We start from the raw sequence: 16,039 nt of genomic DNA, 5'->3' as shown, positions 1-16,039 counted from the left end.
ACCTGTGGCAGTCTTGACTGTCATAGCGTTGCGTTCCCTCGCATTTTTTCTCTGAAAGACCGGCGACCTCTTGATATCGCCGTATTCCGTCCATGATCCGTTTTCAGCAAGTTTCCCTCATGCGCGGCGTCAAGCCGCTTCTTGAATCCGTCGATGTCACGCTCAATCCGGGTGACAAGATCGGCTTGATCGGCGCCAATGGCGCGGGCAAATCGAGTCTGTTTGCCATGTTGCGGGGCGAACTGCATGCGGATCAGGGCGAGATCGACTTTCCGGCCAAATGGCGGGTTGCCTATGTGGCGCAGGAAACACCGCCGCTCGAACGCATGGCGCTCGATTACGCGATCGATGGCGATACCACCTTACGCAAGCTCGAAGCCGAACTGGCACGCCTGGAAAACGAACCCGAATCGGCTGATAACGGCATCGCCATCGGCGAACTCTACAGCGCGCTGGCCGATGCCGATGCCTATACCGTGCAATCGCGTGGCGAGCAGTTGCTGCTGGGACTGGGTTTCACGCTGGAACAGATGCAGCAACCTGTGGCTAGTTTTTCGGGTGGCTGGAGAATGCGCCTGAATCTGGCTCAGGCACTGATGTGCCCTTCCGACCTGCTGCTGCTCGATGAACCGACCAACCATCTGGATCTGGATGCGATCATCTGGCTGGAAGACTGGCTCAAGCGCTACACGGGCACCTTGCTCATCATTTCGCATGACCGCGATTTTCTCGACGAAGTCGTCAACGTGATCGTGCATATCGACGAACGCAAGCTCAAGCGTTATTCGGGCAACTACTCGGCATTCGAACGTCAACGTGCCGCCCAAATGGCACTGGCCGCCGGCGCAATCGAAAAGCAGCAACGCAAGCGCGCCCATCTTGAATCGTTCATCGAACGTTTCAAGGCCAAGGCCTCCAAGGCACGTCAGGCACAGAGCCGCATGAAGGCGCTGGCCAAGATGGAAGAACTGGCGCCGCTTCGCGCAGCGGCCGAATTCTCCTTCGAATTCCGCGAACCGCTGAGCGCACCCAATCCATTACTGGTGATGGAAGACGTTGAAGCGGGCTACAAAATCGAAGACGAAAAATCAGGCCAGATCACGCACAAGACCATCGTCGATCGCATCAACTTCTCGCTGCAAATCGGCCAGCGCATCGGTCTGCTGGGCGTGAATGGCGCGGGCAAATCGACGCTGATCAAGACCATCGCCGGCGAACTCACGCCCTTGAGCGGAGAAGCCACTACCGGCAAGGGTCTCAATATCGGCTACTTCGCCCAGCACCAGGTGGAAATGCTACGCCATGACGAATCGCCGCTGTGGCATCTCGCCAAGATTGCGCCGACCACGCGTGAACAGGAGCTGCGCAATTTCCTCGGCGGGTTCAACTTCCCCGGCACCATGGTCACCAGCCCGATTGCACCATTCTCCGGTGGCGAAAAAGCACGCCTGGCGCTGGCACTGATCGTTTGGCAACGTCCGAATCTGTTGCTGCTCGATGAACCGACCAACCATCTGGACCTCGAAACGCGCGAAGCGCTGACCGAAGCGCTGGCCCAGTTCGAAGGCACCCTGCTGGTGGTATCGCATGATCGCCATCTGCTGCGTGCCACCACCGACGAATTCATCATCGTCGCCGACGGCAAATTGCAACCTTTTGACGGCGATCTCGACGATTACAAGGACTGGCTGTTCAAGACCAAGCTGGCCAGCAAAAATGTTGCGGCCGATCTGGCGGCCGCGTCTGCCGGCAAAACGGATAAGGCCACGGTTACGCCTGTCGTGAAAGCAGCCGTCACAGCAGCACCGGCACCGATAGTTGATCGCAAGGAACAAAAGAAACAGGATGCCGAAGCGCGGCAAAAACTGGCGGCCTTGCGCAAACCCATCGACGCACGCATCAAGCGACTCGAAGAAAAAATGGTCAAATCCACGGCGCGCAAAGCCGAGCTGGATGCGCAACTGGCCGATGAAACCCTCTACGATGCGGCAAAAAAGGAAACGCTCAAGCAGTTGCTGGCCGACCAGGCTTACTGCACCAAAGAGCTGGCAGAGATGGAGACAGAGTGGCTGGAACAGCAGGAAGCGCTGGAGCAGCTAATCAACTGAACTTTGCGGAGAAGCACGATGAGCACGGTACCGACTCTTTCGATCATAGGCTGCGGCAAGCTGGGCCGCTCACTGGCACGCCTGTTCGTTACACATAACAGTGCCATGCTGGCCGACGTGCTCAACCTCAATACGAATAGCGGCACGCGTGCCGTCGAATTCATCGGTAGCGGTCGGGTTGTACAACGCTACGCCGATCTGCGTGCCGTCGATATCTTCCTTCTTGCGACGCCCGACGACCAGATTGTCCCGTGCTGCGAAGCACTGACACAGACAGGCATCCTGTCACCCCGCAGCGTGGTGTTTCATTGCAGCGGCGCACTGCCTTCGACCGTACTGGAAGCCGCACGCCAACAAGGTGCCGCGGTCGCGAGCATTCACCCCATCCGGAGTTTTGCGCAACCGGAAAAAGTCGTGGAGGATTTTCCCGGCACCTATTGCGGCGTCGAGGGTGATACACGCGCGCTTGATGTACTGACACCGTTATTCAATAGCGTGGGTGCGCGCTTCGTTCCCATCGAACGGGAAGCGAAAGTGCTCTATCATGCGGCAGCCGTGTTCGCATCCAACTATCTGGTGACATTGCTGGACACCGCGATCCAGACCTATGCCCGCGCAGGCATTCCGCAGGATGTGGCATTGAAGATGATGTCGGTCCTCGTCCGGGAAACCATCAGCAATGTCTTGCAGACCGGACCCGAGCAGGCGCTAACCGGGCCGATCGCGCGCGGCGACATCGACACCGTCAATCGCCAGTATCACGCACTGAAAGCGACCCATCCGGCACACGGTCGCCTCTACAAGCAACTCGGCGTCGAAACCATGCATTTGGCAAATCGTCGACGAAAGATGGCTAGCTAAACATCAACAGAATTTGCAGCCGAAGCAATCCTGGCACGGGCAAGTGACTTAGAATCTGCAGCCTGTTTGAGCCGTCAAATTGCCTCTGTTACCGCACGCAAAAACGCTTGCGTACGCGGATGTTGTGGAGAGCCGAAGACCGCCTCGGGCGTACCCTGCTCGACGATCTTGCCTTCCGAGAAGAAACAGATACGGTCGGCAAACTCCTTCGCAAATCCCATCTGGTGCGTGACCATCAGCATGGTCAAATCATGTTCGTCACCCAGACGACGGATCACATTCAGCACTTCGCCGCATAACTCCGGATCGAGCGCCGATGTCACTTCATCGAACAGCATGATCTGCGGACGCATTGCCAGTGCACGAGCAATCGCCACGCGTTGCTGCTGGCCGCCGGACAGTTGCGCTGGATAATGATCCAGCTTGTCAGCCAACCCGACCATTTCGAGCAGTTCGGCGGCACGCGCTCGCGCCTCCTGCTTCGCCAATCCAAGTGAGGAAACGGGGCCTTCCATGGCATTTTCCAGCGCACTCATGTGGGGAAACAGGTTGAAATTCTGAAACACCATGCCGATACGACGACGGCCTTCCCGCTTATACCGCTCGTCCGCACGAATCAATCCGCCATTCGCCGGCATATGTGTCAGCGGACGACCATCCACCTCAATCAAACCGTCATCAATCTCTTCCAGCAACATCAGCATGCGCAACAAGGTCGACTTGCCGGAACCGCTGGGACCGATCAGGGCAACCTTTTCATTGCGTGCGATATCGAGATCCAACGCATTGAGCACCGTCAATGCACCATAGCGTTTGGTGACCTGATGGAAGCGCACGAAAGATGCGTCGTTCATGAAGACTCCTTGCCATACAGGCGCGACAGCTGCAGCCGCTGTTCAAGCTGACGAATCAGCAAAGCCGCGATCAGACTGAGAATGAGAAAAAAGATGCCGGCAATCGTGATCGGCTCCAGATAACGGAAGCTGCGAGAGCCGATGTTTTTTGCCTGCAGCATCAATTCGACGACCGTAATGGCGGATAGCACTGGCGTGTCCTTGAACATGGCAACCAGATAATTGCCCAACGCAGGCACGATCGGACGTATCGCCTGCGGCAGAATCACGCGGCGATACGTCTGCCAAGGCGCCATGCTCAGCGCCTTGCACGCTTCCCATTGCCCGCGGGGGACGCCGTCCAGACCAGAACGATAGACTTCCGCTGTGTAGCACGAGTAATGCAGGGAGATACCGATGACACCTGCCGACCATGCCGAAAGCGTCAGGCCGAATTCCGGCATGACATAAAACAGGAAGTACAACTGGATCAGCAAAGGTGTGCTGCGAATGAATTCGATCAGCACCGTGGCTGGCCAGGAAAACATCTTGAGATGACTGCGGCGCAACAGCGCAAGCAGCAACCCGCCAACCAAGGCGATCGCGAACGCCAACAGCGTAATCACGACCGTGTTGATGGCTGCATGCAGCAGATCGGGCAAGATATCCCGCGCAAACTGCAGATCGATCAAATCCTCCATCAGCGGCTCACCTGTACGCTACCGCGTTTGAGACGACTCAGCAGCCAGCGCATGCCCAAATTGATGCATTGCGCGAGTACGAAATAGATCAGCAAGGTGATACCGAATACCTCGCGACTCATGAAGGTCAGTTGCACGATCTGATTGGCGCGGAAGGTAAGATCGCCGAGCGTGATCAGCGACACGAGCGCGGTTCCCTTCAGCAACTCAATCAGCAGATTCGTGGCAGGCGGAATGACTGCGATGAGGGCTTGTGGCAACACGATGCGCAGGAAACGTCGCCACGGTGGCATGTTGAGGGCGATCGCCGCCTCGATCTGGCCACGCGGCACGGCTTGCAGTGCCCCGCGCACGACTTCCGCCCCGTAGGCACCGATATGCAGCCCCAATCCGATCACCGCGACGGTAAAGGCCGACATCTCGACATTGAACGGTGGCAACGGCAAAACGAAATACAGCCAGAACAACTGCACCAGCAAGGAGGTGCCACGAAAGACTTCTATGTAACCATTCGCCAGCCAGCGGATTGGCGACACGGGCGAGAGCTTGCCCAAGGCCGCAGCAAAAGCCAGCACGATTGCCAGCGCCGACGCCAGCACGGTGATCTGGATCGTGGTCAGCGTTCCCTTGAGCAGCAAGGGCAATATATCGGCGATCATTCGACACGCTCCGCCGGGGCTCTGGTGCAGTGTCTCAAGGCTGCACCTCGAAATCGGCAAGCTTTTTCTGCGTCAGGTTGCGACGGTCAAAACCGAAAGGTGCGATGGTTCGCAAATGCGCTTCGCTGCCAACCCAGGATTGCAGGGCTTCATTCACGGCATCTCGCAAATCCTGATCCTCCTTGCGGAAAGCCAGCGCACCGTATCCCATGTGGGCGGGATCATCATGAAAAACCTCGACGGCTTCCAGTCTGCCCTTGCTCTTGCTGGCCATGTCTTTCATCGTCAGGCGCGTACCGACGGCGGCATGCGCGCGTTGTGTCTTCACGGCCTGAAATTGCGCAATCGTGTTGGGCACCTGGAGAATCTGTTCCGGCGCGACACCGCCCTTGATCGCATAGTCGTATTCGACTGTGCCGGCCATGACGGCGAGTTTCAACGTCGGGTCGCGTGCAATATCGGCGAAGCTGTGCAACTTGCGTGCATTCCCCTTGCGTACGAGCAGCGTGTCATCAAGCTGATAATGCGGATCGGCAAATAACACCTGTTGCATGCGATCCGGCGTGATGTACATGCCGGCTGCGATCACATCGAAACGATTCGCTTGCAAGCCGGGAATCAACGCGCCCCACTCCGTCAGGATTGCCTTGACGTGCGGAATGCCAAGGCAAGCAAAGACGACCTTGGCAATTTCCGGCGATTCGCCCGTTACCTTGCCTTTGAGATCGCTGTAAGCAAACGGTACTTCGTTGGCGTAACCGATACGTACCTCACCGGTGCGCTGAATACGCTGCCAGGTGGTTTCTGCATGGGAAGGAATAGAGGCCAACAAACCGACAACGCAACACGCTGCCGCCGCAAGCCGTTCGATTGCATGGCGCATCACGGCTCCGTCAGAGACTGGAAGAAACGATTCATCAAACGGGCAACTGCAATGCAGCGCTTATGCGTTTGTTCAATCTCAAAGAAACAGAAAGGAATCTTATATAGAAAATAAGATTGATGTCAAATCGTTTCTATTCAAAACGATTTTCAGGGATGCGACATATCATGCTTGTTCGCCATCAACACAGCACTTTAGAACGCATGCTGCCCATGGAAACACCATGAGTAGCGATGCATCGCTCAAATATTGTCAGATAGAGTCAATGGGAGGCTGTGTCATTCGCCCGCTTCAATAACGCGAGTTGCGCAGGAAACTTGACGGGGAAATCCCATGCTTGGGATCGCAGCATCTTGAGGGCAGTCTCACACATGCTGGCGTCGAATGGTGCCGTTGCGTACTGTTGACGGATGGTGTCGGCAAGCTGCCCCAACTGTTGACGATCGCTTTTGCCAAGACGCTTGTCGCGTACCTTGCCAATCAATTCCCATGTCGCTGCGTTGCGCGTCTGCCATGTCGTCCAGGCCGAATCGAACATGCTGCGCTTTTCAGGCAGCAGCGCACCGCACTGGCGTGCGACCTCTTGCGTACTGTAATAATGGGCAGCCATTTCCAGCACGGCGGCGCGTGGGTCCTTATGCTCGCCAATCAGTTCCGCCCGTGACAAGGCCGCCATCAACAACAGGGCAGCGAGGCAAGTCACTGCGAAAAAACGCATATGCCCCTCTTTCATCCGCATGCTTGACAGGAATTTCATCACAGTGCTTCCAATGCACGCGCAAGATCGGCGATCAAATCGTCTACCGCTTCAAGCCCGATATTGAGGCGCACCAGTTGGCCCGCGTACGGCCAGTTACGACGCATGCCATGCATGCGATACGGTACGGCAAGACTGTGTACTCCACCCCAGCTGAAACCGATTTTGAAGAGTTCGAGCGCATCGACAAAGCGATCAGTTTGCGCTTCGCTGTACTTCGCATCGAAGACCATCGAAAACAAACCCGCAGCACCAGTAAAATCGCGTTGCCAATTTGCATGCCCCGGACAATCCTCAAAAGCCGGGTGCAACACAGCCGCCACTTCGGGACGTGTTTTCAGCCATGCAGCCACTTTCCGTGCTGCGGCGTCGTGCGCATCGAAGCGTACTTTCATGGTCGGCAAGCTGCGCAAGACCAAATACGCGTCGTCGGCCCCGACACCAAAACCGAGACGCATGTGCGCAGCGTCGAGCTTGGCGTTCAAGGCCTGGTCACGCGTGATGACGGCCCCCATCAACACATCGGATCCGCCCGATTGATATTTGGTGAGTGCCTGCATCACGATATCGATGCCCAGTTCGAACGCCTTCAGCGCCAGACCAGCCGACCACGTATTGTCGAGCGCCACCAGCGCACCCTTTGCATGTGCAGCCGCGCAGATGGCAGGCAGGTCAGGCACTTCCATCGATACCGAGCCCGGTGCCTCGACCCAGATCAGGCGGGTGTTGTCCTGCATCAGCGCCGCGATATCGCCGCCGATCATCGGATCGTAGTAACGTGCGATGATGCCGAAATCCTGTTGCAGCCAGTTCGCAAGTTCGCGGCTCGGGCTGTAGACGTTATCCGGCAACAGCACATCGTCGCCCGTTTTCAGGAAAGCAAAATTGACGAGCGCGATCGCCGCCAATCCGCTCGGCGCGAGCACACAATGACGACCATCTTCGATTTCGGCCAGGCGCGCTTCCAAGGTGAATGTCGTTGGTGTACCGTGCAGGCCGTAGGTATAACCGCTCTTGTCATGCCAGTTGCGCGCGCGCATGGCGGCAACGTTATCGAACAACACGGTGGACGCATGGTGAATCGCCTGTGGCAAGGCACCGAAACCCTCGGGGGCCTGGTAATCGCTGTGGACTAATGTGGTTTGCAATGCACGACGGTTTGCCACGAATTCACCTCGATCAGATTCGGTTAATGTTCTGGCGCCAGCACGTGTCGCCATGCCGCATAGAAGCTATTGTTTGGCAGCCTTCTTTTTCACGGCGACCGTTGCGTTGGTTTGCTGCACGATTTGCAGAGCGAACGGTTTGGTCACCGTTCCATCGGCCGACATCCATGTCCCCGTGATGCGATCGTCACGAATGTCGCCATCCCATTCGCCGGAAATATGCGTTCCATCCTGCGACTCTTCGAGCAGAAAAACATCGCCGGCAATCTCGCCCGCCACCAGAACGCGCAACGACTGACCAAAGAAAAAATACTCGCCTTCCACGCCATCTTCCGCCGGCACCTTGGGGCGCAAGACAAGTTGGACCCCTGTGTCGCCAATCGTGCCGCGCAGATGTACCGCTTGCTGGAACAATGGCGACACTTGTGCCGGCTGCGCCGCTGAAGCGCTTGCTGCGACAACCGTCGGCTCGGCCGCATGCGGCGAGGCCATGCCAGCCATTGCCGCCAGCATCACGCATGAAGCGGAAAACAATTTCATTGCGCCTCCGCCCACAGATCATGCGCATCGGCCGCAGTGATTTTTACCTCCACGAATTCACCGACCTTGAGTTTGCGGTTCGGTTCATACGGTGGTTTCACATAAACCACGCCATCAATCTCCGGCGCATCGGCAGCAGAGCGACCCACACCACCGCTGCGATCGAGTTCATCAATCAGCACGCGCATGGTCTTGCCGACCTTGGCTTGCAGACGCTGCTTGGAAATTTCTTCCTGCAATTGCATGACACGTGCACGGCGCTCTTCTCGCACTTCTTCGGGCACCGCGCCCGGAATGTCGTTGGCCGTTGCGCCTTCAACCGGCGAATAGGCAAAACAGCCGAGGCGGTCGATCTGCGCTTCCTTGAGGAAATCGAGCAGATATTCAAATTCGGCTTCGGTCTCGCCGGGGAAACCGGCGATGAAGGTAGAGCGAATCGTCAGATCAGGCACCATGGAACGCCAGGCCTGGATACGCTCGATATTCTTTTCGCCGCTGGCTGGGCGCTTCATGCGCTTGAGTACATCGGGGTGCGCATGCTGCAGCGGCACGTCCAGATACGGCAGAATCTTGCCTTCAGCCATCAGCGGCATCACCTGATCAACGTGCGGATACGGATACACGTAATGCAGACGAATCCATGCACCGTATTGCGCAGCCAGTTCGCCCAGCGCTTCCGCCAATTGCGTCATGTGCGTCTTGACCGGCTTGCCATTCCAGAAACCGGTGCGGAATTTGACATCCACGCCATACGCACTAGTGTCTTGCGAAATCACCAGCAATTCCTTGACACCCGCCTTGAACAGGTTTTCTGCTTCGAGCATGACGTCGGCAATCGGACGCGATACGAGATCGCCGCGCATCGACGGGATGATGCAGAAGCTACAACGATGATTACAGCCCTCGGAAATCTTTAGATAGGCAAAATGCTTGGGCGTGAGCTTGACGCCCTGTGGTGGCAACAAGTCGATGAACGGCGCATGCGGCTTGGGCATGTGGATATGCACGGCATCCATGACTTCGCCCAAAGCATGCGGACCTGTTACAGCCAGAACTTTGGGGTGAATCTTCTGAATCAGGTCGTCGCCGTCAGCATCCTTCTTGGCACCGAGACAGCCAGTCACGATGACCTTGCCGTTTTCGTTGAGCGCTTCGCCAATCGCGTCGAGCGATTCCTGCACGGCCGCATCGATGAAACCGCAGGTGTTGACGATGACCAGATCGGCACCATCGTAGGATTTTGCCGTGTCGTAACCTTCGGCACGCAACTGGGTCAGAATCTGTTCCGAATCGACCAGCGCTTTGGGACATCCGAGGGAAACGAAGCCGATCTTGGGCGCGGCTTGAGTATGAGTGGTCATGGCAGACTGCGGCTGTGAAAAACGAAGCCGCTATTGTACCTGCTCGCCCTCTTCACCTGTCGGCAATGTTGTAGAACAGCCTAGGCGTTCAGCGGGGGTGACTCAGAAGATTGCTCGGCGGAAAATTGACCGAAAAGTGCCGTCGACGGTGTGGTTGACGACAAATCAACGACTGGCGCGGCAGTCTTGTCGTGATCGCCCGCGGGCAAGGCCAAGCTGTCCTGCATGACCGAAAACGTCTGCAGACTTTTTTCCAGGCAGTGTTCCATCATGCCTTGCACCGTACGGCCATAACTGCGGATCATTGCCGCCAGCATCTCGGACGACAACAAGGGCATGCCGCCCTCTTCCTCTTCCATCACGATCTGCAGCAGCACGCTGCGCGTGAGATCGTCGCCGCTGCGCGCATCGACCACCACGAATGACTCGTTACCCCGCACCATTTCGCGAACATCCTGAACGGTGATGTAGACGCTGTTCTGCGTATCGTAGAGGCGGCGATTCGGATATTTCTTGATGAGGCGATCAGAGAGCAGATGGACGTTCGGCATCGAAAACTCCGGTAAATGGCATCACGGGATCGGCAACAGATTGAACAAAAACCGTTCAGGCGGCGAATCGCATGATTATAGTGCTGCTGCGACCAGCGGAGCATGAAAATGCCTTGGCGATTTGTCGGATATTCAGCCAATTTCATCGTTGCATACTTTTCGCGTATTGTCATGCTTTCGACCGCAACAGCCATCCGCCATGTACATCGTCGTCATCGCCTGGATTTATGTCGCCTTCATGATGGCCATTACCGAAACCTCGGCCGTGGCGGGTGTCATGACATTTTTGCTGTACGGCGCGCTGCCGGTTGCCATCATTTTTTATATCGGAACGACAGGCAAGCGTCGCGCGAATCGCCAACGTCGTCTGGAACGTGAACAGACGAAACAGGCAACGCCACCTGACGCATCCGGCAGCTAGAAAATAGAAAACACTTTTTATCAGGGCTGGCGCCAGATCAGCGCAGCCATTCGTCCAGTAACGCCGTCACGCCGATAGGAGTAAAAGCGTGTGACATCAGCGACAGTGCAGGCATCACCACCCGTGACCATGGTCACACCATGCTGCTTGAGCATGGCACGCGCCAACGCATAGATATCGGCCAGATATTTGGCCGGCTTGCCGGAAACGGCAACAAAACAAGCTGCAAACGACATATCGTGCTGCATGAAAACCTGTCGCACATCCTCGCCGACCTCGAAATGCTGCGGACCGATAGCCGGCCCGAGCCAGGCCTGGATCGTCTCGGCACCCGCATCACGCATGCGTTGAACGGTCTGCGCCAGTACCCCGGCAGCCAATCCACGCCAACCAGCATGCGCGGCGGCCACAACGTTGCCGGATACATCGGCCAGCAGTACCGGAAGGCAATCGGCGGTCATGATGGCGCACACGATTCCGGCCCGATCGGTAAAACTTGCATCTGCCTGCGGCGCATCTGCGACGTCAGCAGCATCCAGTACCTGCGTACCGTGTACTTGGGTCAGCCAGGCTGGCTCAGCCGGCAAGACCGCGCGTAGCAAGGCACGATTCTGTTGCACGACATGGGGATCATCGCCAACATGGGTGCCCAGATTGAGGCCGCCATGTCCAACGACATCGCTATATACGCCGCCACTGACGCCACCGACACGCGTGGTCATGCACGCCGCGACATTCGGCATTGCGACGGTCCATTCCGGCTTCAATAGCGGCAAGGCCATCGTCATGATGTCAAGGTGCGGCGATACCGGCGCGTTGCAACAGATCGTTCATGTCTTGCGGCAAGGAGGCCGACCATTCGCAGGTTTCGCCACTAACCGGATGGACCAATCCAAGACGACGCGCATGCAGTGCCTGACGTGGAAACGCCGTCATCAAATGCTGCTTGCCGTACAAACCGTCACCAACCAGTGCAAAACCGATTGATTGCATGTGCACGCGAATCTGGTGGGTGCGGCCCGTTTCAAGGCGGCATTGCACGAGACTGACCGGCTTGCCATCCAGCATGCCAGTCGCCAGCCGCTCGAAATGGGTAACCGCCGGCTTGGCCGAAAAATTCTCCGACACTGCCATCTTGATACGGTCGCGCGGATGGCGTCCGATCGATGCTTCGATACGACCACTGGCATTGGGCGTACCCCAGACCAGCGCCAGATATTCGCGCTTGACGGTACGTGCCTGCAATTGGCGTACGAGATCCGTATGCGCGATCAGCGATTTCGCAACGACCATCAATCCGCTGGTGTCCTTGTCCAGACGATGTACGATGCCAGCCCGCGGCACGCCGGAGATGTCCGGAAAATGATGCAACAAGCCGTTCAACAAGGTGCCCGACCAGTTACCGGCAGCCGGATGCACGACCATGCCGACCGGCTTGTCGATCACGAGGATGGCCGCATCTTCATGCACGATGGCAAGATTCATGGCTTCGGCCTTGAATGCCAGCTCTTCAGGCGCCGGCTGCGGCTGGATGACGATTTTCTCGTCGCCGTACAAGGTCATCTTGGCCTTGGCAACCGCGCCATCAACGCTGACGTGGCCGGCATCGATCCATTGCTGCAAACGGCTGCGCGAATACTGCGGCACCAATGTGGCAAGGACCTTGTCCAAGCGCTGGCCGCACACTTCCGCTGTCAATTCCAGTTCGATGGCCGCATCAGCGCTCTCGACGGCCTCTGCCTCATCGGCCAGCCATTCGTCCTCGAAATCCGTATTTTCAGGAATCACTTTCTCTGTCTGCTTCACTACCCGTCCCATCAGCTATAATCACCCATCGTTTAGCGGCCATTTCGCACATTACGCACATCATGCAAAAACTCACGCAAAAAATCCTTCTCGTCGCTTTCGCCGTTTTGATGGCAGCATGCAGCTCCACTTCCGAACAGGCAGACGAAACCAAGAACTGGTCGCCGTCGAAATTATACGCGGAGGCCCGCGACGAGATGAATTCGGGTAACTTCGAAAAAGCCATCAAGCATCTCGAAAAACTCGAATCGCGCTATCCATTCGGCACCTACGCCCAACAGGCGCAAATGGAAATTGCCTATGCATACTATCGTCAGGGCGATCAACCACAGGCACTTGCCGCAGTCGAGCGCTTCATCAAGTTGCATCCCGATCACCCGAACGTCGATTACATGTATTACCTGCGTGGCCTGATCAACTTCAACGATCGCGTCAGCATTTTCGACTCGCTCTCACGTCAGGACCCGACCGAACGTGACCCGAAAGCAGTACGCGAAGCATTCGATGCCTTCAAGCTGCTGGTGCAACGCTTCCCTGACAGCAAGTACACGCCGGATGCACGCGATCGCCTCGCCTATCTCGTCAATGCCATGGCCAAATACGATGTGCACGTCGCCGATTACTACTATCGCCGCGGTGCCTACCTCGCTGCTGCCAACCGCGCCCAGTCTGCCGTAAAGAACTATCCTGGCACCCCTGCAAGCGAACAGGCCTTGTTCATCATGATGAAGTCTTACGAGGCAATGAATATGCCTGAGTTGCGCGCCGATGCCGAGCGTGTGTTACGACTAAATTATCCAAACAGCGCTTATTTCAGCGGTGGACCGAAAGCCAAGGACAAGGCTTGGTATCAGATTTGGTAATCGCATCCAGATAGAAAAAAGCCTCGCAACTGCGAGGCTTTTTTATTTATCGTCACGACTTTGGGATCAGGCAATATTATTGAGGTGAATACGACCTACCTCTGTCCCATTGTCATAGAACCGGTATTCCGACGCCCCCGAGAAATACGCAAAGGAATCGCTACCCGCGCTCGATTCAATCTGAAAACCTTGGCCGTTCTTCAGCGTGATGTTCAAATAAGGATTGTTATTGACACCGGTGTAACCGATACCACTGCTACCCGAGGAAATATCGGCAAAGCTGAATTTGATCAGCGACCAGCTGCCCTGACTCAAATCCAACGTGGAGATACTGCCGTACGTGACGATATTCGAAAATGCCGAAACATTGAGTGTCGTTCCCGTACCGTGCACTTCCAGCGTATCGCTACCGCCATTACCGACAATCGAAACAGCGTTACTGGAAGTAACATTGGAGCCGTTGGTATTGGCCGTGATCTTGAAAGTGTCGTTGCCACTGCCGCCGATCAAGGTATTTTGCCCACCCAGAATACCGTCCAGTACATCGTTGCCGCCACCGCCTTCAAGGCGATTAACGGTATTGCTACCGCTCGCAGTCAGGATATTGCTGCCGGTATTACCAATCAGCAGATTGTGATATTCATTGCTACCAAGAACATTACCGCCGTTTAAGGCACTTCCCGTCAAATTCTGGATATTTGCATAGGTGTCGACATCAACGCCCCCCGTACCGCCAGTACCCGAAGCCAAACTGGCACTGACATTGCCGGTCATCGCGTAATAGCTGACGGTATTGTTCCCGGCACCACCATCGAAAATATTCGCGACATCACTGGCGATGAAGGTGTCGTTACCGGCGCCACCTGTCACATTCTGAATATTGGCATAGCTATCGCTAGCGGCATAACCATTGGCCCCGGTTCCGGCAGCAACCCCGCTCACGGTCGTGCCGGAAAGGTTCACCGTAACGCCTGTCGCAGAAGCGGCATAGCTGACCGTATTGTTACCAGCGCCACCATCGAATGCATTCGCCACGTCGCTCGCGATGAAGGTGTCATTGAAATTGCTGCCAACCACATTGCTGATGGCAACATAGGTGTCGCCCGTAGCGAAGCCACCCGAACCGCTTCCTCCCGCCACGCCACCGATGGTCGTGGCGGAGAGATTGACAGTCACGCCACTCGTTGAATGGGTGTAGTTAACGGTATCCACTCCGCCATTACCACGGAAAATATTGGCTTGGCTGCTGGCGTAGAACAGATCATTCGAGGTACTACCGATTACGTTCTGGATACCTGTAAACGTATCGCCATAAGACTCACTGCCGACAACAGAACCGATACCGTTGCCATTATGAAGATCTGCCACCACCCCCAGAGCCGAACCGGCGTAGTTGATCGTATTGTTCAGGCCATAACCTGTCATCTGATCGGCCCCCATGCCACCGGTGAGGATGGAACCACCCGCCGCCAGACCGATCAGCACGTCGTCATAGTCCGAACCGGTCAGGTTCTGGATATTGATATACGTATCGCCGGTCGCATCGCCAAAGGAATTGGTCGTGCCATTGAGATCGGCGCGTACGGCGGATGACGATGCTGCATAGCTCACCGTGTTATTTCCCGCAGCGCCACCATTGAATATATTGACCTTGCCATTACCGATAAAGATATCGTCAAATGAACTGCCAATGAGGTTATCGATATTGGACAAGGTATCACCTTGCGCATGGCCACCCGTTGCGGTGCCTGCCATCAGATTGATGGTGACGCCCGCTGTTGAACCGGCATAGCTCGCATAGGTATTGCTGCTATTCGCAGCAATACCTATCAGCGTATCGCTACCAGCGCCGCCCGTAAGCACCGTAGCACCACTGCTAGCGCCGATCAGCGTATCAGCCGAACCACTACCGATCACGTTCTGGATATTTGTATAACTGTCACCTTCGGCGTGACTATCCTTGCCGCTGCGTGCCGCTACGGTATTGACCACTTCGTCGGAAAGATTGACTCTCACCCCGGCAGCGGAATTGATGTAGGTGACGGTATTGTTGCCACCACCACCATCGAAGGCATTTGCCGATGCGCTCGCAGCGAAAGTATCGTTGCCGCTGCCACCGGTTGCATCCTGGATGGCAGTATAAGTGTCATTTAATGCATTGCCGCCCGCACCTCGTCCGGCAGCAACGGTCGTACTGCCGACTGTGACGGATGCAGCAGAAAAATTGATGATGAGATCTGCCGTGTCGGCGGCATAGCTGACGCGGTCACGACCTCCATTCCCGTTGAAGACATTCGCGACACTACCGCCATAAAAGACATCATTACCGCTACTGCCGGTGACGTTCTGGATATTGGCATAGGTATCGCCATCGGCATAACCACCGCTACCGCTCATCGCGTTGACACCACCCTGCGTCACGCTGCTCAGATTGACGATGACGCCCGCGGTCGAGGCACCGTAATGCACGGTGTTGCTGCCTGCACCGCCATCCAAGGCATTCGCCGCAGCGCTGGCAATGAAGGTATC

16 protein-coding genes are annotated in these 16,039 nt (G+C 56.3%); 4 read left to right on the top strand and 12 right to left on the bottom strand.

The window, feature by feature from the left end; all coding sequences use genetic code 11:
* Window positions 1-119 precede the first annotated feature (119 nt).
* Complete coding sequence (locus QZ725_RS01240) at window positions 120-2,108, top strand: ATP-binding cassette domain-containing protein (protein WP_293775691.1); 1,989 nt, start codon at window positions 120-122, stop codon at window positions 2,106-2,108.
* A gap of 18 nt (window positions 2,109-2,126) precedes the next feature.
* Window positions 2,127-2,969, top strand: coding sequence for a Rossmann-like and DUF2520 domain-containing protein (locus QZ725_RS01235; protein ID WP_293775690.1), 843 nt, complete (start codon window positions 2,127-2,129; stop codon window positions 2,967-2,969).
* Window positions 2,970-3,043: 74 nt separating this feature from the next.
* Here the strand turns inward: QZ725_RS01235 and ehuA are convergent, their stop codons facing one another.
* The 9 genes from ehuA to phaR form a co-directional block, all read right to left on the bottom strand.
* Complete coding sequence (ehuA, locus tag QZ725_RS01230) at window positions 3,044-3,823, bottom strand: ectoine/hydroxyectoine ABC transporter ATP-binding protein EhuA (RefSeq protein ID WP_293775689.1); 780 nt, start codon at window positions 3,821-3,823, stop codon at window positions 3,044-3,046.
* Window positions 3,820-4,503 carry an ectoine/hydroxyectoine ABC transporter permease subunit EhuD gene (ehuD, locus tag QZ725_RS01225; RefSeq protein WP_293775688.1) on the bottom strand — a complete coding sequence of 228 codons (684 nt, stop codon included), beginning with the start codon at window positions 4,501-4,503 and terminating at the stop codon, window positions 3,820-3,822. Before ehuD ends, ehuA begins: the two co-directional genes overlap by 4 nt.
* Complete coding sequence (gene ehuC / locus QZ725_RS01220) at window positions 4,503-5,159, bottom strand: ectoine/hydroxyectoine ABC transporter permease subunit EhuC (RefSeq protein ID WP_293775730.1); 657 nt, start codon at window positions 5,157-5,159, stop codon at window positions 4,503-4,505. The genes ehuD and ehuC overlap by 1 nt, the downstream gene beginning before the upstream one ends.
* A gap of 37 nt (window positions 5,160-5,196) precedes the next feature.
* Window positions 5,197-6,045, bottom strand: coding sequence for an ectoine/hydroxyectoine ABC transporter substrate-binding protein EhuB (gene ehuB / locus QZ725_RS01215; RefSeq protein WP_293775686.1), 849 nt, complete (start codon window positions 6,043-6,045; stop codon window positions 5,197-5,199).
* A 262-nt stretch (window positions 6,046-6,307) separates the two neighbouring features.
* A complete protein-coding gene (locus QZ725_RS01210) occupies window positions 6,308-6,763 on the bottom strand; it encodes a hypothetical protein (RefSeq protein WP_293775684.1) in 456 nt (151 codons plus the stop codon).
* A 38-nt stretch (window positions 6,764-6,801) separates the two neighbouring features.
* Entirely contained in the window at window positions 6,802-7,968 is a 1,167-nt protein-coding gene (locus QZ725_RS01205) for a cystathionine beta-lyase (RefSeq protein ID WP_293775683.1), read from the bottom strand.
* A gap of 66 nt (window positions 7,969-8,034) precedes the next feature.
* On the bottom strand, window positions 8,035-8,508 hold the full coding sequence (locus tag QZ725_RS01200; RefSeq protein ID WP_293775681.1) for a hypothetical protein: 474 nt from the start codon (window positions 8,506-8,508) through the stop codon (window positions 8,035-8,037).
* Entirely contained in the window at window positions 8,505-9,869 is a 1,365-nt protein-coding gene (rimO, locus tag QZ725_RS01195) for a 30S ribosomal protein S12 methylthiotransferase RimO (RefSeq protein ID WP_293775679.1), read from the bottom strand. The genes QZ725_RS01200 and rimO overlap by 4 nt, the downstream gene beginning before the upstream one ends.
* A gap of 80 nt (window positions 9,870-9,949) precedes the next feature.
* Window positions 9,950-10,420, bottom strand: coding sequence for a polyhydroxyalkanoate synthesis repressor PhaR (gene phaR / locus QZ725_RS01190; protein WP_293775677.1), 471 nt, complete (start codon window positions 10,418-10,420; stop codon window positions 9,950-9,952).
* A gap of 199 nt (window positions 10,421-10,619) precedes the next feature.
* Here phaR and QZ725_RS01185 point away from each other — a divergent pair, with 199 nt between their 5' ends.
* Window positions 10,620-10,841: a hypothetical protein gene (locus QZ725_RS01185; RefSeq protein ID WP_293775675.1), complete on the top strand. Its 222-nt coding sequence runs from the start codon at window positions 10,620-10,622 to the stop codon at window positions 10,839-10,841.
* Between the two features lie 20 nt (window positions 10,842-10,861).
* On the opposite strand, the gene pgeF is transcribed toward QZ725_RS01185, so the two are convergent.
* Complete coding sequence (gene pgeF, locus QZ725_RS01180; protein WP_293775673.1) at window positions 10,862-11,629, bottom strand: peptidoglycan editing factor PgeF; 768 nt, start codon at window positions 11,627-11,629, stop codon at window positions 10,862-10,864.
* A gap of 4 nt (window positions 11,630-11,633) precedes the next feature.
* Window positions 11,634-12,593 carry an RluA family pseudouridine synthase gene (locus tag QZ725_RS01175; RefSeq protein ID WP_293775728.1) on the bottom strand — a complete coding sequence of 320 codons (960 nt, stop codon included), beginning with the start codon at window positions 12,591-12,593 and terminating at the stop codon, window positions 11,634-11,636.
* Window positions 12,594-12,709: 116 nt separating this feature from the next.
* Here QZ725_RS01175 and QZ725_RS01170 point away from each other — a divergent pair, with 116 nt between their 5' ends.
* On the top strand, window positions 12,710-13,510 hold the full coding sequence (locus tag QZ725_RS01170; RefSeq protein WP_293775672.1) for an outer membrane protein assembly factor BamD: 801 nt from the start codon (window positions 12,710-12,712) through the stop codon (window positions 13,508-13,510).
* Between the two features lie 66 nt (window positions 13,511-13,576).
* Here the strand turns inward: QZ725_RS01170 and QZ725_RS01165 are convergent.
* On the bottom strand, window positions 13,577-16,039 hold a 2,463-nt coding region (locus tag QZ725_RS01165), incomplete at its 5' end, for a calcium-binding protein (RefSeq protein ID WP_293775671.1).

The sequence above is a fragment of the uncultured Oxalicibacterium sp. genome (genome assembly GCF_913776015.1).
Lineage (GTDB): Bacteria > Pseudomonadota > Gammaproteobacteria > Burkholderiales > Burkholderiaceae_D > Oxalicibacterium.
Note: the sequence above shows the minus strand (reverse complement) of the source record. Positions and strands in the feature narration are given on the sequence as shown.